An 18,967-nucleotide genomic window follows, 5' to 3' on the forward strand; every position below is an offset into this window, starting at 1 on the left:
CGTCAGCCGCCCCCGGGGGCGCAGACGGCGGACCATACCATGTAGGTGTACTCGCTCTGCATGTTGTAGAGCCAGTTGCGGCAGAGCTTTTCCGTCCTGAAGCAGTAGCGCTCGGCGACGTCCTCATACCTTTTCCAGCCGCTCTCCACTTCCTTGCGGCCGTGGAAATAGCCCTGCCAGAGCTTCGCTCCCGCCGCTCCTCCCGGACAGGCCAAGGGCTCCGTCGGTCTGGCGATGAAAGAGGCAGCCGTCGCCGAAGAGGCGGTGCCGAGCGCGACCGCCAGCCCCAGAATCGTTGCCGTCCGCATGCTTTCCTCCTCGCATTCCGAGCGGCAGACGCCGCATCCCCTTGAAATCCGCCGTCAAAGTGGCGTTTTCAAGGGGACGGCCAAGGAAAGTGCCCGTCGTTCAGGCGTGCGCGTAGGCCCAGTAGAGTTCGCGAGCACGCCGGGTGACCGGGCCAACCGAGAACTCGCGGGTCTCGAAACGCAGGATCGGGGTCACCTTGCCATAGTTTCCGGCCGCGAAGATCTCGTCGGCCGAGGCCAGGTCTTCGGTTTTCAGGATGCACTCGCGCACGTCGAAGCCGTCGTCGCGCAAGAGCTGGATGATGCGCGAACGCGTTATGCCCGCCAGGAACACGCCCGTGGCGACCGGCGTCATGACCACCCCGTCTTTGGCGATGAACAGGTTGGCGGTGCCGAGTTCGCAGACATTGCCGAGCACGTCGAGCAGCACGGCGTTATCGAAGCCCTTGGCCTTGGCCTCCAGCATGGCGCGGCCGTTGTTCGGATAGAGACAGCCGGCCTTGGCGTTGACCAGCGCCGTCTCGGGCAGCGGCCGGCGGTAGCGCGTGGTGGTGACGGCATAGCCCTCGTCGATCGACGGGATCGGCGCCTCATAGAGACTGAGGCAGAAGCGGGTCGACGCAGCTTCGGGAGGCACCCCCATGAAGCCGCCGTCTTCGGCCCAATACATCGGGCGGATGTAGAGCGCCGCGTCGCCGGAGAAGCGAGAGAAGCCCTCGCGCGCCAGCGCTTCGATTTCTTCGGCCGGGCGCAGGGCTTCGAGGCCCATGGCAAGCGCGCTACGGTTGACGCGCTGGCAGTGAAGGTCGAGATCGGGCGCCACACCCTCGAAATAGCGGGCGCCGTCGAACACCGACGAGGCGAGCCAGGACGAATGCGTCCTGACGCCCATGATCTGCACGTTGCCCTCGTGCCATTTGCCATCCAACCACGTCCAGGTCTGAGACCAAGCCACGATACTGTCCTTCCGTTTCTCGTTGCGTCCGATGCCCCGTCGTCGCCGAACGCGGCGGCGCGGCAACGGCCCGATGAAAACCCGCCCCTCTGCAGGCTTTTCCGCATGTCTGTTTTGCCGGTTTCCAGATAACCGATATATCCGATACCAGAGTTGCGAAAGCCGCTGGATTCACGAATCGACGGCTGAAAGCGGAGACAGCGGCATGTACCATCCGATCTTCCTGTTCGATGCCTACGGCACGCTGTTCGACGTCCACTCGGCCGTCCGTCGGCACGCCGCCGAGCTCGGGTCCGACGCACAGCGCCTGTCCGAGCTCTGGCGGACCAAGCAACTCGAGTATTCGTGGATCCGGTCGGCGACCGGCGCCTACAAGGATTTCTGGGCGCTGACCAAGGATGCGCTCGACGCGGCCTTCGCGGTCTACCCCCAGGTCGACCCCGGTCTGCGCGAAACGTTGCTCGAAGCCTATCGCAGCTGCGACTGTTTCCCCGAGGTGCCCGCCGTCCTGCGCGACCTCAAGATTGCCGGCACCCGCATCGCCATCCTGTCGAACGGCAGTCCGCTGATGCTCAACCGGGCGATCCGGGCCGCCGGCCTCGGCGACATCATCGACGACGTGCTGTCGGTGGATACGATCGGCTGCTACAAGCCGGACCCGCGGGTCTATGAGATGGCGACGACGCACTTTCGCGTGTTCCCGAGCGCCATCTCCTTCCAGTCGTCCAACCGCTGGGACGTGGCCGGTGGATCGCGATTCGGCTTCCGCACGGTCTGGATCAATCGCACCGGCGCGCCCGACGAGTATCAGGACATGCGCCCGGCGGCGGAGTTGCCCGACCTGACCGGCCTGACCAAGCTCTGAGAGGCATTTGCCCCGATGTTTCGGAAGCCGTAACCTCGTCTCGCTAGAGCAGTTCCAGCAAAAGTGGTACCGGTTTTGCGTCCGGAACTGCGTCTTAACAAAGAGATAGAGTTTTTCCGGCGAACCCAAGTTCACGGGAAAAACTCTAATGTCCGGGCCAAAGGTTCGGCGATTTGGACCTGCTCCATCGTCGCCCAGGGGAGGCAGACATGACCGAGCTTCACGCGCTCGCCGAAGCAATCGGCCTGGTGCGAAACTGGTGGGACGTGGCCGGCAAACCGCAGACGGTCAGCGACGAGGCGCTCGGCACCATCGCGACCGCGCTCGGCTATCCCGCCGACAGCGCGGCGGCCATAGCGCGGAGCCTGGAGCAGATCGAAGACGAGCGGAGGCGACCGCCCGCCCTGATTGTCGCCGACGCGAGGCAACCCATTCCTCTCCCCCTCAGTCTTGCGCGCGCCGACCTCGTTGCCGAAGACGGCACGAGCCAGGCGCTCCAGATCGAGGGCGGCCACCTGCCGCCGATCGTCGAACCCGGTTACTACCGTTTGACCATCGGTGCGCACGAGGTGGCGCTCGCCGTTGCCCCGCCTCGCTGTCATGGCATCGAGGCCGATCGCCGCGTCTGGGGACCGTCGGTCCAGATTCCGTCGTTGCGCGGCCGGGAGCCGCAGCCCTTCGGCCATTTCGGTCATCTCGACGACGCGGTGAAGCAGTTCGCCGAACGTGGCGCCGACGTGGTGATGATCAACCCGGTGCATGCCCTCTTTCCCGGCCATGGCATCGGCTTCAGCCCCTACTCTCCGTCGAGTCGGCTTTTCCTCAACGGCGCCATGGGTGATCCGGCGCTGGTCGGTCTGCCGCCCTTGCCGCCGGGCGAGGACGGCGAAGCCCTCATCGACTGGGAAGGCGCGCTGCCAAGGCGCCTTGCCCAGCTCCGGAAGGTGTTCGACACGCTGCCCCCCGACGTTCGGTCACGCGTCGTCGGGGACAGTCTCGCCGGCGGCGACGCACTGCGCCGCCATGCCATCTTCGATGCGCTCGACGTTCGTTTCCGGGCGCGCGGCCTCGACGGCTGGCGGGCGTGGCCTGCCCCGTTCCATGCCCCCGATGGTGCAGCCGTACGTCAGTTCGCGGCCGAGAATCCAGACGAGATCACCTTTCATCTGTTCGTTCAATGGCTGGCCCACGAGAGCCTTGCCGCCATACAGGGCCGTGCCAAGGCGGCGGGCATGGCGGTCGGGCTACTGGCCGACCTTGCCGTCGGCGTCCACACCGGTGGCAGCGACAGTTGGGGGCTCCGCGACCACCTTCTCGATGGTCTCACCATCGGAGCGCCGCCCGATCCGCTTGGTCCACTCGGGCAAAACTGGATGCTCACCACCTTCTCGCCGCGCGGGTTGAGGGAGAGCGGATATGCACCGTGGATCGCCACGCTCCGGTCAACCCTCAGCCGAGCCGGCGGCCTCAGGATCGACCACGCCTTCGGCCTGTCGCGTCTTTGGGTGATGCCGGAAGGACGGTCGTCGAGCGACGGCGCCTACCTCATTTATCCCTTCCACGACCTCACGCGCCTGGCTGCGCTCGAATCGCACCGGGCCAAGGCACTGATCGTCGCCGAGGATCTCGGCACCAAGCCGGGAGGCTTTGCCGAAGCGATCGACGCCACGGGCATGTTGGGGATGCGGGTCCTGTGGTTCGAGCGTGCGCTCGACCATGGCTTCATCGGCCCACAGGACTATCCGCCCGACAGTGTCGCCATGACCGGCACCCATGACACCGCCACCGTCGCCGGTTGGTGGGCCGGGCGCGACCTCGACTGGGCCGATGAGCTCGGCCGTCTTCCGGTCGATTCCAACCGCGAGCGCGAGGACGAACGACGAGCGTGGGATCGCGGGCTGTTGTGGGCCACATTCGGCGGCAGCGAGCCTCGTCCGGCTCCTGAGGAGACCGCCCCGGTGGTCGAAGCCGCGCTCCGCCACATCGGACGGGCACGCTCACGCATCGCCCTCGCGCCGCTCGAAGACATCCTGGCGCTCGAAGAGCAGCCCAACCTGCCCGGCACCATCAGCGAGCATCCCAACTGGCGCCGCCGCATGGAGGCGCCGCTGGAGGATCTGCTCGCTCGGCCCGAGACCGCCCAGCGGATCAACGCGCTGGCCACGGCGAGGACGGAGCCGCCGGCGGACAGTTGGTGAGGCGGGTATCGTACCGGATCCCCGCCCCGGTCTCGGCTTATTTCAGCAGGCTTCCCAACACGCCGCGCACCAGCGCTCGGCCGATCTGCGAACCGACCTGGCTCGATACCGAGCGCACCACCGACTTGATGGCCGCCTCCGTCACCGTTTGCCGGCGTCCATAACCATAGGTGTCGCGGCGGGCGGCCCGCTCGTCGCGCTCTTCGCGGCGTCGACGTTCGGCGGCGCTTTCGTACTCGTCCAGGCGCGGCCGGCGGGCTGGCTCGTCATCCCGGGTCTCCGACGTCGGTGCATTGGGCCGGCTGCGACTCCAGCCGAAATCGGGCACGCTGAAACCAGGGCTTTCACGCCTCGTACGTGGCGGATCGACCGGTTCGTGCCGCTTCTGGGAACCGTTGGCGCGCGCCTTCAGCACCTCGAAGGCGGACTCCCGGTCGACCGCCTCGTCATAGATGCCGCGGAGAGGGCTCGCCGCCATCAGAGCCGCTCGCTCCTCATCCTGGAGCGGCCCCAGCCGTGAAGACGGCGGCCTGATCAGCGTACGCTCGACGATCGACGGCACGGCCTTGCCCTCCAGCATGGAGACCAGGGCCTCGCCCTGCCCGAGCTCGGTGATCGCCGTGAAGGTGTCGAAGTCCGGATTGGGCCGGAAGGTTTCGGCCGCCACCTTCACCGCCTTCTGCTCGCGCGGGGTGTAGGCCCGTAGCGCGTGCTGCACGCGGTTGCCGAGTTGTGCGAGTACGCTCTCGGGAATATCCAGCGGATTCTGCGTGACGAAATAGATGCCGACGCCCTTGGAGCGGATCAGCTTGACCACTTGCTCCACCTTTTCGACCAGCGCCTTCGGCGCCTCGTCGAACAAGAGATGCGCCTCGTCGAAGAAGAAGACCAGCTTGGGCTTGTCGAGATCGCCGACCTCGGGCATCTCCTCGAACAGCTCCGAGAGCAGCCAGAGCAAAAAGGTAGCGTAGAGGCGCGGCGTCTGCATCAGCTTGTCGGCGGCCAGCACGTTGACGGCGCCTCGCCCATCGTCCGTCACCTGCATCAGGTCCGATATCTGCAAGCCGGGCTCGCCGAAGAAATTCTCGCCGCCCTGCTGCTCCAGCACCAGGAGCTGTCGCTGGATGGCCCCCACCGTCGCCTTGGCGACGTTGCCGTAGCTGGTGGCGACGGCATCGGCGTTTTCGGCAACGTAGACGAGCAGCGACCGCAGATCCTTGAGATCGAGCAACAGAAGACCTTCGTCGTCGGCCACCTTGAAAACGATGTTGAGCACTCCCTCCTGCGTCTCATTGAGATCCAGGAGACGCGACAAAAGAAGAGGGCCCATTTCGGACACCGTCGTCCGCACCGGGTGTCCTTTCTTGCCGAACAGGTCCCAGAAGACGGTCGGGGCCGCCCTGAGCTGGTACTCGTCTGTAAAGCCGATGGAGCGCGCCCTCTCCTCAAGGAAGTCCTTGGCTTCGCCGGGAGCGCCAAGCCCCGAGAGATCGCCCTTCACGTCGGCACAGAACACCGGCACGCCGGCATCCGACAGCCCCTCGGCCAGCACCTGCAACGTCACCGTCTTGCCGGTGCCGGTGGCGCCCGTGATGAGACCATGCCGGTTGGCGAGCTTCAGCGTCAGATATTCCGGCTTCGTGCCCGTTCCCAGATAGACCTTGCCCTCTTCCAGCATGCACGGCTCCTTCCCGATGCGCTCGGTACCCTGAACAGGCTTTTACCCGGCCCAAGGTCGCCCCTCAACGCCATCAATGGACGGAAGCGTCTTCCAGGCGAGAAACGAAAAGACCCGCCGGCGAACCAACGGGCCTTGATCATATCATCTAGCGCGAAACGATTTCAGCCGGCGAGCGAGATCTGTCCGTAGCGCAACGCCTCGACGACCGCCTGGGTCTTGTTGGTCGCGTCGAGCTTCTCGCCAGCATTCTGAAGGTGGGCGTGCACTGTCCGCTGGGAAATGTTGAGACTCTCTGCGATGTCCTGGGCCGTCATGCCGAGCGCCGTCAGCTCCAGAACCCGCCGCTCGCGAGCCGATAGGTCGCCGGGGCGAGAGTCCATGAGATAGCCGAGCGCCCTCAGGCGGCGGAACGCCTGATTGCAGAGGAAATCGAAGGCGACGAGGTCGAGCTCCGTCAGCGACAGAGCCTCGCCGAGACCGATGACCGCCGCCTGATAGGGCGGGATCGAGGTGATCGGCACCGCCACGATACGCGCCGACGCCTCGGGGCCGGCAGCGGCAACCAGGTCGGAGTGTCCGGAAATGCTGACGCCGTCGATGAGGCAAGGCCGATGGGCGACACGGCAACGCTCCAAAACCGGATCGCCCTTCGAAATCGTGATGAGCTGCCCGCGCTCGGAGCGGATATCCGGCCAGCGGATGTGGAGCACCAGCGGCTCCACCGGACGGCCCGGCATCGGCAGTCCGGAGATCAGCACATGACTGGCTCCATGGCCCAGAAGACGCCGCTCGATGACCTCGAATATCTTGTTCGCACTCGAGTATGTCCGGAGACCGACTGCGTCAGCGAGGATGTCGTCTGGTGTATTCATGGTTTCGACCCTACCTCTAGCCGCCCAAAAGGTCGTCAGTTCGGGGGATACGCTCGCAGCCTTTAGCTGCTTTTCGCATGAAAACGCATAAACACCCGAACAGGTTCCTTCTAGAGCACATTGGCAGCCAGATAAAGGCTTTACGAGCGAAAGCGGACAATATCACACGAATTGCTATGCCCTCGGCCGCAAGAAATGCCAGATACATCGATTTATCCTACCTATCGATGACACATAAACTTTCGTATAACTCAGATTTTAATGGAATTAAGATAGTTTTTCCGGAGTCTTCCTCAGTATCAACTTTCAAATTGAAATTTATCGATAGGTCACATTAAAAAAACAAAATGTATTATCCGAGAAACAAACCCCGCGTGAACCCGCATGTTCCAGTTTCAATTACCTGACTAGCAGCCTTCCATTGCAGCGCCCTCGAAAACACGCCTTCCGATTACGCCCATGCATTTTACCACCCAGAATTTTAGAAAGTCATGGGCCGGTAAAGCCTGCGGCGTAGAAAAACTTGCCCTCCGGCGCCTCTCGACATAGCGGGAGTCGCCCCAGCGTGTCTGCAGGTCGCACCACATCCATATGTTTGAAAAGGCCCGGCAATCGTCCCGACAATCCGCCCCGCAAGCTCGACATCTGCCTTTCAGGGCTCGTCTCGACGACGAAGAATGGCCTATAACGGAGCACCCCAATCGGAGGCCGTGATGACCATTCATGCCGTTCTATCCCGTGTCGATGCCGACTTTCCCCAAAGCCTTGATCGCCTGTTCGATTTCCTGCGCATTCCCTCGATTTCCGCCGACCCATCCTACAAGGACGACTGTGTCCGCGCCGCGAAGTGGCTGGTCAACGAACTGACCGCGCTTGGTTTTGACGCCTCCATCAGGCCTACGCCCCTGCATCCGATGGTGGTCGGTCACTACACCAAGGCCGGACCGGACAAGCCCCATGTTCTGTTCTACGCCCACTACGACGTCCAGCCGGTCGATCCGCTGGAGCTGTGGGATTCGCCGCCCTTCGAGCCGGTGGTGAAGACGCTCCCCGACGGCAGCGAGCGCATCCTTGCCCGCGGCGCGCAGGACGACAAGGGACAGTTGATGACGTTCCTGGAAGCCTGCCGCGCCTTGATCGCGGAAACGGGGGCGCTGCCGGTCAACGTCACCTTCTTCTCGGAGGGCGAAGAGGAGTCGGGGTCGCCGTCGATGATTCCATTCCTTGAAGCCAACAAGGAGGAGCTTTCCGTCGACGTCGCACTCGTCTGCGACACCGAAATGTGGAATCGCAAGACGCCGGCCGTCACCAGCATGCTGCGCGGACTGGTCGGCGAAGAGATCTCGCTCCGGTGCGCCAGTCACGACCTCCACTCGGGCGCGTTTGGCGGAGCGGCGCTCAATCCGCTGCACGTGCTGACGAAGGTTCTCGGCGATCTGCACGACGACAAGGGCCGCGTCACGGTGCCCGGGTTCTATGATGGCGTTGCCGACATTTCGCCGGAACTCCGGGCCAACTGGGACAACCTCGGCTTCGATGCCGCCGCCTTTCTGGGCGGCGCCGGCCTGACGGCGCCCGCCGGGGAGAAAGACCGGTCGGTGCTTGAGCAGATCTGGTCGCGCCCCACCTGCGAGATCAACGGTCTCGCCGGCGGTTATGCCGGGCCGGGCTTCAAGACGGTGCTGCCGGCGTCGGCGGAAGCCAAGGTGTCCTTCCGCCTCGTCGCCGGGCAGGACCCGGACAAGATCCGCACCGCCTTCCGTCAGTATGTGACGGATCGACTGCCGCCCGACGCCAAGGTCGAGTTCCGTGAGCATGGTGGCAGCCCCGCCGTTCACGTTGCGATCGACGGCGACGCCATGCGCAAGGCGCGCGCGGCGCTGGAAGCCGAATGGGGCCTGGCGCCGGCTCTTGTCGGCTCCGGCGGTTCAATCCCGGTGGTCGGACATTTCAAGTCGATCCTCGGCATGGACAGCCTGATGATCGGCTTCGGCCTCGACGACGATCGCATTCACTCGCCCAACGAGAAATACGAGGTGTCGAGCTATCATGGCGGCATCCGCTCGTGGGTCCGCGTCCTCAACGCCCTCGCCTCCTGAGGCCTGAAAGAGACGCCGGCAACGCGTCTGCCGGCGTCACCCAAGCACAGCTCCCAGGCCGTCACCTTCGATCCTTCTTTTCATCGGATGAGTGTTTGAACCGGCTCATTGCGCATTGACGAGGGAATTGCATAGCCTTATTGAGTGAAAAAAATCATTTGGAAGGCTGGACCCCTCAATGAAGATCACCTTGCGAACGGTCGCCGAGGCGGCTGGCGTTAGTGTGGCGACGGTCGATCGAGTCTTGAACAGACGCGATGGTGTGCGTTCGGTGACCATCGAGAAGGTGGAAAACGCCATCCGCCAGCTGGGGTATGCGCCATCGAGCCTGGCCGGTCGCGTGCAGCCGGCAACCAGCCATTTCGCCTTCGTTCTGCCACGCGGCCACAATCCGTTCTTCGAGGCGCTTGAAACAGCCATTCAACGCATGGGCGACTGGCTTCCCTACAAGGGAGCAAGTTTCGATATCCGCCATGTCGACGTCTTCGACGGCGAAGCCCTTGCCGAAGCGTTGAGGGAAATTCGGCAAGACGATTACGCGGGCATCGCCGTCGCCGCGCTCGATCACCCCGCCGTACGCGAGGCGATCAACGCATTGAAGTCCGACGGCGTCTCGGTGGTGACCTTGGTGTCGGACGTGCCGAGTTCTCGGCGCGACCGCTTCATCGGTATCGACAATACGGCCGCCGGCCGCACTGCCGGCTCGCTGATCGGTCGCTTCCTGCCCAACCATGCCGGCAAGGTGGCCTTGGTGGCCGGTTCGCTGGCATTGCGCGACCATGCCGAACGCCGGTTCGGCTTCGAGCAGGTGATCGCCCAGGACTTTCCCGAGGTTCACGTGATCGCCCTGCGCGAAGGGCGGGACGATCCGACCCGCGTTCACAAGCTGGTCGAGGACCTTCTGCGTCAGCACACCGATCTTGCCGGCATCTACAACGCCGGCGCCGGCAATGCCGGCGTCATCTCGGCGCTCGAAGCGAGCGGCCGGGCGCGCGAAATCGTCTACATCGCCCATGAACTGATCGAGGAGAACCGCGAAGCGCTGGTGAGAGGGACCATCGACGCGGTGATCAACCAGGATCCTGGCCATGAGGTGCGATCGGCGGCCCGCGTGCTCATGTCGCTGACGTCGGACTGGCAGATCATCGACGAGCAGGAGCGCATCCGCATCGACATTTTCCTGCGCGACAATCTCCTGTAGCGCCGGACCCGAAACAACACTGGGAGGAGCCCATGACCACCTATCTCGGCCTCGACATCGGCACGTCGTCGGTGAAAGCCGTTCTTGTCGGCGACGGCGAGAAGATCATCGCCACCGCCTCGGCCTCGCTCGAAGTGTCGCGCCCGCACGCCGGCTGGTCCGAGCAGGACGGCGACAGCTGGATCGCGGCGACGCAGAGCGCCATCGACCAGTTGAAGGCAAGCCATCCGAAGGAGCTCGCCGCCGTGGCCGGCATCGGCCTCTCCGGTCAGATGCACGGCGCGACGCTGCTCGATGCGGCCGACAAGCCGCTTCGTCCCGCCATCCTCTGGAACGACGTTCGCTCGGCCGTCGAATGCGGCGAGCTCGAGGCCCGTTGCCCGGACCTGCGCGCTATCGCCGGCAACATCGCCATGCCCGGCTTCACCGCCCCCAAGCTTGCCTGGGTAAAGAAGAACGAGCCCGAGATCTTCGCCAAAACCGCCAAGGTGTTGCTGCCGAAGGATTACGTTCGGCTCTGGCTGACCGGCGACTATGTGTCCGACATGTCGGATGCCGCCGGCACGCTCTGGCTCGATGTCGGCAAGCGCGCCTGGTCGAAGGAGTTGCTGGCTGCCACCGACCTCTCGCTCGACCACATGCCCCGCCTCGTCGAGGGCACCGAGTCCTCGGGCGCGCTGCGCGCCGAGCTGGTGTCGCGCTGGGGCATCGCCAAGGCGCCGGTGGTGGCCGGCGGCGGTGGCGACAATGCGGCGAGCGCCATCGGCATGGGCGCCGTCAAGCCCGGGGCCGCCTTCGCCTCGCTCGGCACCTCGGGCGTGCTGTTCGTTTCCAATGCCTCCTTCTCGCCCAACACCGAGGGCGCCGTTCATGCTTTCTGCCATGCCGTTCCCGGCACCTGGCACCAGATGGGCGTGATCCTGTCCGCGACCGACAGCCTGCAGTGGCTGTCGCATCTCCTGGAAACGCCGGCGCCTGAGCTGACCAAGGGCCTCGATCCGAAGCCGGCCAAGCCGTCGCCTGTCACCTTCCTGCCCTATCTCTCCGGTGAGCGCACGCCGCACAATGACGCTGCCGCCCGTGGCGTGTTCGTCGGGTTGAGCCACACCTCCGGCCGCGCCGAGCTGACACAGGCGGTGCTGGAAGGCGTCGCCTTCGCCTTCCGCGACTGCCTGCGCGTCCTCAACGACGCCGGTACCGACATCGATCGCGCCTTCGCGGTCGGCGGCGGCTCGCGCTCGGAAGCCTGGCTGCAGATCATGGCGGCGGTGCTCGACCGCCCGCTCGACATCACCGCCGAAGGCGACTACGGCGGCGGCTTCGGCGCCGCCCGCATGGGCCGCATTGCCGCCACCGGCGACGATCCCTTCGAGACGCTGACCCCGCCGCCGGTTGCCCGCACCGTCGAACCGGACAAGGCGCTCGTCGCCGCCTATGCCGATCGCTACGCCAAGTATCGCGCGCTCTACCCGGCCGTCCGCGACGCGCTGGCCTGACCTTTATCGCAAGAGAGTTCAAAAGAGAGGAAAGACATGACCCATCCGTTCTGGGGCAACATCAAGCCCGTCAAGTACGAAGGCCCCGAAAGCCGCAATCTGCTCGCCTTCCGTTACTACAACAAGGATCAGGTCGTTCTCGGCAAGCGCATGGAGGATCATCTGCGCTTCGCCGTCGCCTACTGGCACTCGTTCGCCTGGGGCGGCGGCGATCCGTTCGGCAACGGCACCTTCCTGCGTCCTTGGTTCAACGGCTCCGACGAACTGGAGCTGGCCAAGGTGAAGGCCGACGTCGCCTTCGACCTGTTCCAGTTGCTCGACGTGCCGTTCTACTGCTTCCATGACCGCGACGTGGCGCCGGAGGGCAAGACGCTCGCCGAGTCCAACAAGAATGTCCGCGTCATCGCCGACATCTTCGCCAAGAAGCAGGAAGAGACTGGCATCAACCTGTTGTGGGGCACGGCCAACCTGTTCTCCAACCGCCGCTTCATGGCCGGCGCCGCCTCCAACCCCGATCCGGACGTGTTCGCCTATTCGGCGGCGCAGGTGAAGAACGTCTTCGACATCACCAAGGAGCTCGGAGGCCAAAACTACGTGCTGTGGGGCGGTCGCGAGGGCTACGAGACGCTGCTCAACACCGACCTCAAGCAGGAGCAGGACCAGCTCGGTCGCTTCCTGACCATGGTCGTCGACTACAAGCACAAGATCGGCTTCAAGGGCGCCATCCTGATCGAGCCGAAGCCGAAGGAACCGACCAAGCACCAGTACGACTTCGACGTCGCCACGGTGTACTCCTTCCTGAAGGCCTATGGCCTCGAGAAGGAAGTCAAGGTCAACATCGAGCAGAACCACGCCATCCTGGCCGGCCACAGCTTCGAGCATGAACTGGCGCTGGCCAGCGCTCTCGGCATCTTCGGTTCGGTCGACCTCAACCGCGGCGACGACCGTCTCGGCTGGGACACCGACCAGTTCGGCATGAACGTGCCCGAGCTGACGCTGGCCATGCTGGAGATCATCAAGGCGGGCGGCTTCACCACCGGCGGCCTCAATTTCGACGCCAAGGTTCGTCGCCAGTCGCTCGACCCGGAAGATCTGGTGATCGCCCACGCCGCGTCGATGGACGCCGCCGCCAAGGCGCTGCTCAACGCCGCCGCCATCATCGAGGACGGCCGTCTCGCCAAGAACCTCGAAGCTCGCTACGCGGGCTGGAAGGGCGCCGAGGGCCAGGCCATTCTCGCCGGCAAGCGCTCGCTCGAAGACCTCGCGGACTATGTTGCCAAGAACAACATCAATCCCGAGCCGAAGAGCGGCAAGCAGGAACAGCTGGAAGCGATCGTCAACCAGTTCTGCTGATCGGCGCAGAGCTGTCGCAAAACAGAGGAGGCCGGGGAAACCCGGCCTCTTTCGTTATGGCGCTTTCACCTCGGCGCTCACCCCACCGGCGGCACCCAGATGATGCGCTGCAACGTGGCGCCGGCGAGCGTTTCGTCATCCGGCAGCGCGCCCGCCGCGATGTAACCGGGAATGGCGAAAACGAAGGTGACATTGGGGGCGCCGCGTGCCGTGCAGATCGGCATCGCCAGCCAGTTGCCCCGCCCCTCCCGGCAGGAGGCGCGATCGACGCGTGCCTCGCGGAACGTCATGCCGATGCGTTCGCCATTGGGGCCGACAAGGCTTTCGGAAACGCCATGAACGGCGCCGATCCGCCCGCCAGATCCCGGCAACACCTGCAACACCTGCAAGCCATCGCGGAACAGGGCAAGGGCCGCGACGCTCTCGCTCTGTTCGGTCGCCATGGTCACCGACGACACCGTATAGCCTGGCTCCAGCGCTTCGATCGCCTTCTTTGAGAAGGCGGTTCCCGGGGGCAGCCCCGGCACGCCGGCGGACGTGATGCGGAAGGTGGCGGCACGCGACGGCGGCGGGGCGAAGTCCGAGTCGGAGCCGAGGATGGAACAGCCCGCAAGGGCCGCCGACATCAGAACGCCGGACAGGCGCAGAAGGTCACGAACATGAGTCATACCTTTCGATAGCATAGCTATCTCACCGATTGAAGCGAGGGGGCGCCGCCGAGCGCAACCGTCCCGACCGTGAAATCCTGCAACCCTCCCAAGCGCCAGCCGCGGTCTATTTCATGTGGACCCATCCGGGCCGCCTACCTAGACTTCAGGCACGTGCCGAGGTCGAGCCAGGCGATGCCAGAGACGCCGCAGAAGACGGTGATTTCGCCACCCGCCCCGCAGCACCGGAACTTGTGAAGCAGGGATGTTCACATGAGAATTGCCGTGCTCGGCGCCGGCGTTATCGGCACCACCACTGCCTACTATCTTGCCAAGGCCGGCCACGACGTCACCGTCTATGACCGCCAGCCCGGTCCGGCTCTGGAAACCAGCTTTGCCAACGCCGGAGAGATTTCGCCCGGCTACTCGACGCCCTGGGCCGCGCCGGGCATTCCGCTCAAAGCCGTGAAATGGCTGCTTATGCGCCACGCGCCGCTCATCCTCCGGCCGACGCTCGACCCGCACCTCTTACCCTGGATGCTGTCGCTGCTCGGCAACTGCACGTCGGCCGCCTATGCCCGCAACAAGAGCCGGATGCTGCGGGTCGCCGGCTACTCTCGCGAATGCCTGATCGCGCTCCGCGAGGAGACGGGCATCGCCTACGACCACCGCTCGCAGGGCACGGTGCAGCTCTTCCGCCAGCAGAAGCAGCTCGATCATGCCGGCCGCGACACCGAAGTGCTCGCGGCCGACGGCGTGCCGTTCGAACTGCTCGATCGTGAAGGCGTCGCCCGGGCCGAGCCGGCGCTGGCGGCCGTGAAAGACGCCTTCGTCGGCGGCCTGCGCCTGCCGCTCGACGAGACGGGCGATTGTTTCCTGTTCACCAATGCGCTGGCCAAGATCGCCGAGGGACTGGGCGTCCGCTTCCGCTATGGCACCTCGATCTCGTGCATCGACGCGGAAGCCGGCGCGGTGCGCGGGGTGATCGCCTCCAGCGGACGCATAGAGGCCGATCACTACGTGCTGGCGCTCGGCTCCTGGTCGGCGCCGCTCGGTCGGGATATCGGTCTCAGGTTGCCGGTCTATCCGGTGAAGGGTTATTCGTTGACTGCTGCGATCACCGACGAGACGCGTGCGCCCATCTCCACCGTACTCGACGAGACCTACAAGGTCGCCCTGACCCGTCTCGGAAACAGACTGCGCGTCGGCGGCATGGCGGAGATCGGCGGTTACAGCACCGACCTGCCGCCCACCCGGCGCGATACGCTCGAACATGTCGCCGGCGGCCTGTTCCCCTGCGGCGACCTCAAGGCAGCCACTTACTGGTCGGGCCTCAGGCCGATGACGCCGGACGGGACGCCGATCATCGGCGCCACGCGATACGCCAATCTCTCGCTCAATACGGGCCACGGCACGCTCGGCTGGACGATGGCCTGCGGTTCGGCCCGTGCGCTTTCGGACCTGATCTCGGGCCGCAAGCCGGAGATCGAAACGAACGACCTGTCCATCGACCGATATTGAGCGCTGCCACCGTCAACGTGATCAGAAGTTCTCCCCATGCCCATCGGAGAGATTGAAGCCGCCTCGCCGATTGGCTAGCACTGCGTGTGGAATGCCCAGCAGCACTCGGGGGGAATCACATGTTACTGGCCTGCGGCGACGCGCTGATCGATTTCGTGCCTGTGAAGTCTGCAGACGGCAGGGACGCCTATGTACCAGCCGTCGGAGGTTCCTGTCTCAACATCGCGGTTGCCATGTCGCGCCTCGGTGCACTCACGGGCTTCGTCGGCGGCATCTCCAACGACCTGTTCGGGACGATGATCGCCGACCATCTGGCTGCCTCCGGCGCGTCGCTTCGCTACGTTCGGCGCTCGGACGACGAAACCACGCTGGCCTTCGTCCGCTTCGTCAACAACGAGCCGCACTACGCCTTCTACGACGAGACGACCGCCGCCCGCCTTTGGACTTACCAACCGGGCAGCATCCCCTTCCCAGCCATCGAGGCGCTGCACGTCGGCTCGACCACGCTGATCAACGAACCGGTGGCGTCAGAGTATCTTGCGCTGTTCAAGGCGGCGAAGGGCAAGACGACGCTGTCCTTCGATCCCAACTGCCGGCCGACGCTGACGCACGACAAGGCGGCCTACACCGCGCGCATGGCCGAGTTCGCCCGGACGGCCGACATCGTCCGCATGTCCGACATGGACTTCGACTTCTTGTTCGGCGGCAACGACTTCGACGGCAAGGCCAAGGACATCCTGGCCGGCGGGGCGGCTCTATTCATCGTCACGCGTGGCGGTGATGGCGTCATTGCCTGGCACAAGACCGCAGGTCGGGTTGAGGTTCCAGCGCCCGCGACCAAGGTGATCGACACCATCGGCGCCGGTGACACGTTCCAGGGTTCGTTCCTTGTGGCGCTGAAGGAGGCGAACCGGATCGCACGGCCGTCGCTGGAGGCGATCACCCGCGACGAACTCGCCGCCGCCCTCGCCTTCGGCACCCGCTGCGCGGCCATCACCTGTTCGCGCGCCGGTGCCAATCCGCCTTGGCGGGCCGAACTGCAAGGATAGTCGTTTGGAACGAGGGCCCTACGCACCGCGAGCTTGCGAACTTCGGCAAATCTTAACCTGTGACTGCGAACATTCCCACGATAGGTGGGACATGTGCGATGTCGGTTGAACAGAGAAACGGGGTCAGACGGAGGACGCTCAGAGCGGCGAAGGTCGTCTATGGCGACTATCGCTATATCGTCGATTGCGTCGTGCGAGACACCAGCTCGGGCGGCATGCGCATCCGTTGCGACCATGCCCGCGAGATTCCGCAGGACTTCTTCATTTTCGACCCGACGGAACAATCCCTGCGCCGTGCCGAAGTGATGTGGCGGCGCGAAAACGAGCTCGGGCTGCAGTTCACCGGCGAGCCGGTCTACATCCACGAAAGCCACGATCCCCGACATGCGCGCTTCCGCTTCATGTGAGGGCGCAGCCCAGGGTCAGTGCGTGTTGGCTGACGAGTCCGAAGTATAGACCTTCGCCCAGTCGTGCAGCGCATCGCCAACGGTGCGCAGCGCCTTGCCGGCTTCCGACAGCTCGTACTCGACGCGCGGCGGCGCTTGCTCGTAATCGTGACGAACGACAAGACCGGACTTCTCAAGATCGCGCAGTTGCGCCGCCAGCATGTGCTGGGTCACACCGGGAATGCCCCTCCTCAGCTCGTTGAAGCGCTTCGGCCCCTCGGCAAGGAGGCACATGATCTCGCCCTTCCACTTGCCGGTAATGGCCTTGAGACCGCGCTGGACAACCGCGAGGTACTCCTGCAGCTCGACCGAGCAGTTGAGCCGGCCGGACTCCGTCGGCCCGGTCCCGAGGTCGAAAGACATCGCACTCTCCAAATGACGTCCAAAAAGTATACCGTTGTTCCCTGAGATAGGATCATCGCCCCCGCCGCGAAAGCGCAAACCGCTTGCGGTCCCATCACAACACCGTGCTTGGAGCTCAGCTCAGACCAACCACCCGTCCCTCGGCATCGAGGCCGATGCGATGGGCGGCCGGCACGCGCGGCAGGCCAGGCATGGTCATGATCGCTCCGCATATCGCAACGACGAACTCGGCTCCGGCTGCGAGCCGCACGTCACGCACCGGCAGGATATGGCCGGTCGGGGCTCCCTTGCGTTGCGGATCGGCACTGAAGGACGACTGCGTCTTGGCGATGCAGACGGGCAGGTTTCCGAACCCGCGCTCGCCGTACTCGGCCAGCTTGCGCGCCGCCCGGGCATCGTACTCCACCGCAGCGGCGCCATAGATCTCGCGCGCCACCGTCTCGATCTTGGCAGGGAGCGGCAACTCGTCGGGATAGAGCAGACCGAACGGCTGGCGGCGCGGCGCATCGAGCACCTCCAGGACCGCCCGCGCCAGATCCTCCGCGCCCCGGCCACCGTCGGCGAAATGGGTGGCGAGGGCCACCGGCGCCCCGGCTTCGGCGCACAGCGCGCTGAGACGGGCGACTTCGGCGTCGGTATCGCTACCGAAGCGGTTGATGGCGACGACAACGTCGAGGCCGAACTTGCGCAGGTTGTCGAGATGGCGCAACAGGTTGGCAAAGCCCGCTTCCATGGCAGCGACGTTCTCGACGCCCAGATCTTCCCTGGCGACGCCGCCGTGCATCTTCAACGCGCGGATGGTCGCAACGAGCACCGCCGCGTCCGGCTGAAGGCCGGTCTTGCGGCACTTGATGTCCAGAAACTTCTCCGCGCCGAGATCGGCGCCGAAGCCGGCTTCGGTGACCACGATATCGGACAGACCAAGCGCCGTTTCGGTCGCGATCACCGAGTTGCAACCGTGAGCGATATTGGCGAAGGGGCCGCCATGGACGAAGGCCGGCGTTCCCTCCAGCGTCTGCACGAGGTTGGGCTGCAAGGCATCCTTCAGCAACACGGCCATCGCGCCGCCGGCGCTGACGAGGTCGGCCGTCGCGTAGGAACGAGCATCGAGCTCGCCGACGACGATGCGTTTCAGGCGACGCTCGAGATCGGCGAGATCCGTCGCCAGACAGAAGATCGCCATCACCTCCGAGGCGACGGTGATGTCGAAGCCGTCCTCGCGGGGGAAGCCGTTGGCACTGCCGCCGAGGCCGTTGATCTGGTGGCGCAGCATGCGGTCGTTCATGTCGAGGACACGCCGCCAGGTCATGCGCCGCCCGTCGAGGCGCGGTTCGCTGCCCCAGTAGATGTGATTGTCGATCATCGCCGACAGGAGATTGTGGGCCGACGTGATGGCATGGAAGTCACCCGTGAAATGAAGGTTGATCGCCTCCATCGGCACCACCTGGGCGTAACCACCACCGGCCGCCCCGCCCTTCACGCCGAAACACGGACCGAGAGAGGGCTCGCGAAGGCAGATGCTCGTCTTGCGCCCGAGTCGGGAAAGTGCATCGCCCAATCCGACCGTGGTGGTCGTCTTGCCCTCGCCAGCCGCCGTCGGGGTGATGGCAGTCACCAGAACCAGCTTGCCGCGCGGACGTCGGCGCGCCTCGGAGACGAAGCCGTGCTCGATCTTGGCAATGTGTCGGCCGTAGGGAATGAGCGCATCGCCGGGGATATCAAGACGATCCGCCACCTCCCCGATCGGCTTGAGGCGGGCGGCGCGAGCAATCTCGATATCGTCAAACATAGGCGCACTCGTGGTTTTCGGCGAGAGACGGTCGCTCCTCCGCCCAGCCGCCAGTAAGTGAAAAGATGTAGCCGGATCCGACTTTTCTGTTGTCTCCGCCGGACATCTCGTCTTTTCTGGGCCG

The 18,967-nt window shown here is 64.8% G+C and carries 16 protein-coding genes; 9 read left to right on the plus strand and 7 right to left on the minus strand.

All coding sequences use genetic code 11. From position 1 onward, the window contains the following. Window positions 1-2: 2 nt before the first annotated feature. Both M4J39_RS20140 and M4J39_RS20145 read right to left on the minus strand, forming a co-directional pair. Window positions 3-308 carry a hypothetical protein gene (locus M4J39_RS20140; protein ID WP_251730280.1) on the minus strand — a complete coding sequence of 102 codons (306 nt, stop codon included), beginning with the start codon at window positions 306-308 and terminating at the stop codon, window positions 3-5. A gap of 100 nt (window positions 309-408) precedes the next feature. Next, window positions 409-1,266: a branched-chain amino acid aminotransferase gene (locus M4J39_RS20145; RefSeq protein ID WP_251730342.1), complete on the minus strand. Its 858-nt coding sequence runs from the start codon at window positions 1,264-1,266 to the stop codon at window positions 409-411. 202 nt (window positions 1,267-1,468) lie between these two features. Here M4J39_RS20145 and M4J39_RS20150 point away from each other — a divergent pair, with 202 nt between their 5' ends. Together M4J39_RS20150 and malQ are read left to right on the plus strand one after the other, a co-directional pair. Then, on the plus strand, window positions 1,469-2,128 hold the full coding sequence (locus M4J39_RS20150; RefSeq protein ID WP_251730281.1) for a haloacid dehalogenase type II: 660 nt from the start codon (window positions 1,469-1,471) through the stop codon (window positions 2,126-2,128). A 209-nt stretch (window positions 2,129-2,337) separates the two neighbouring features. Then, window positions 2,338-4,326: a 4-alpha-glucanotransferase gene (gene malQ / locus M4J39_RS20155; protein WP_251730282.1), complete on the plus strand. Its 1,989-nt coding sequence runs from the start codon at window positions 2,338-2,340 to the stop codon at window positions 4,324-4,326. A gap of 37 nt (window positions 4,327-4,363) precedes the next feature. Here malQ and M4J39_RS20160 read toward each other — a convergent pair whose 3' ends face one another. Continuing rightward, window positions 4,364-6,004 carry a helicase HerA-like domain-containing protein gene (locus M4J39_RS20160; RefSeq protein WP_251730283.1) on the minus strand — a complete coding sequence of 547 codons (1,641 nt, stop codon included), beginning with the start codon at window positions 6,002-6,004 and terminating at the stop codon, window positions 4,364-4,366. A gap of 164 nt (window positions 6,005-6,168) precedes the next feature. Continuing rightward, window positions 6,169-6,879: a helix-turn-helix transcriptional regulator gene (locus M4J39_RS20165; RefSeq protein WP_251730284.1), complete on the minus strand. Its 711-nt coding sequence runs from the start codon at window positions 6,877-6,879 to the stop codon at window positions 6,169-6,171. 710 nt (window positions 6,880-7,589) lie between these two features. Here M4J39_RS20165 and M4J39_RS20170 point away from each other — a divergent pair. From M4J39_RS20170 to xylA, 4 genes are all read left to right on the plus strand, one after another. Then, a complete protein-coding gene (locus M4J39_RS20170) occupies window positions 7,590-8,978 on the plus strand; it encodes a M20/M25/M40 family metallo-hydrolase (protein ID WP_371875487.1) in 1,389 nt (462 codons plus the stop codon). A gap of 178 nt (window positions 8,979-9,156) precedes the next feature. After that, a complete protein-coding gene (locus tag M4J39_RS20175) occupies window positions 9,157-10,179 on the plus strand; it encodes a LacI family DNA-binding transcriptional regulator (protein ID WP_251730286.1) in 1,023 nt (340 codons plus the stop codon). Window positions 10,180-10,211: 32 nt separating this feature from the next. Continuing rightward, window positions 10,212-11,675, plus strand: coding sequence for a xylulokinase (gene xylB, locus M4J39_RS20180; RefSeq protein ID WP_251730287.1), 1,464 nt, complete (start codon window positions 10,212-10,214; stop codon window positions 11,673-11,675). A gap of 36 nt (window positions 11,676-11,711) precedes the next feature. Further along, window positions 11,712-13,028, plus strand: a complete 1,317-nt coding sequence (xylA, locus tag M4J39_RS20185; RefSeq protein ID WP_251730288.1) for a xylose isomerase — start codon at window positions 11,712-11,714, stop codon at window positions 13,026-13,028. Window positions 13,029-13,105: 77 nt separating this feature from the next. Here the strand turns inward: xylA and M4J39_RS20190 are convergent, their stop codons facing one another. Next, entirely contained in the window at window positions 13,106-13,696 is a 591-nt protein-coding gene (locus tag M4J39_RS20190) for a DUF1131 family protein (protein ID WP_251730289.1), read from the minus strand. Window positions 13,697-13,948: 252 nt separating this feature from the next. On the opposite strand from M4J39_RS20190, the gene M4J39_RS20195 reads away from it, so the two are divergent. The 3 genes from M4J39_RS20195 (at window position 13,949) to M4J39_RS20205 (ending at window position 16,652) form a co-directional block, all read left to right on the plus strand. Next, entirely contained in the window at window positions 13,949-15,196 is a 1,248-nt protein-coding gene (locus M4J39_RS20195; protein ID WP_251730290.1) for a D-amino acid dehydrogenase, read from the plus strand. A 119-nt stretch (window positions 15,197-15,315) separates the two neighbouring features. Next, entirely contained in the window at window positions 15,316-16,245 is a 930-nt protein-coding gene (locus M4J39_RS20200; RefSeq protein WP_251730291.1) for a carbohydrate kinase, read from the plus strand. A gap of 98 nt (window positions 16,246-16,343) precedes the next feature. Continuing rightward, the gene (locus tag M4J39_RS20205; RefSeq protein WP_251730292.1) at window positions 16,344-16,652 is read left to right on the plus strand and encodes a PilZ domain-containing protein; all 309 of its coding nucleotides are present in this window, start codon (window positions 16,344-16,346) and stop codon (window positions 16,650-16,652) included. Between the two features lie 15 nt (window positions 16,653-16,667). On the opposite strand, the gene M4J39_RS20210 is transcribed toward M4J39_RS20205, so the two are convergent. Further along, window positions 16,668-17,054, minus strand: coding sequence for a helix-turn-helix domain-containing protein (locus M4J39_RS20210; RefSeq protein ID WP_251730293.1), 387 nt, complete (start codon window positions 17,052-17,054; stop codon window positions 16,668-16,670). A gap of 115 nt (window positions 17,055-17,169) precedes the next feature. Further along, window positions 17,170-18,843, minus strand: coding sequence for a formate--tetrahydrofolate ligase (locus M4J39_RS20215; protein WP_251730294.1), 1,674 nt, complete (start codon window positions 18,841-18,843; stop codon window positions 17,170-17,172). Window positions 18,844-18,967: the final 124 nt, after the last annotated feature.

The sequence above is a fragment of the Pleomorphomonas sp. NRK KF1 genome (assembly GCF_023721755.1).
Classification (GTDB): Bacteria; Pseudomonadota; Alphaproteobacteria; order Rhizobiales; family Pleomorphomonadaceae; genus Pleomorphomonas.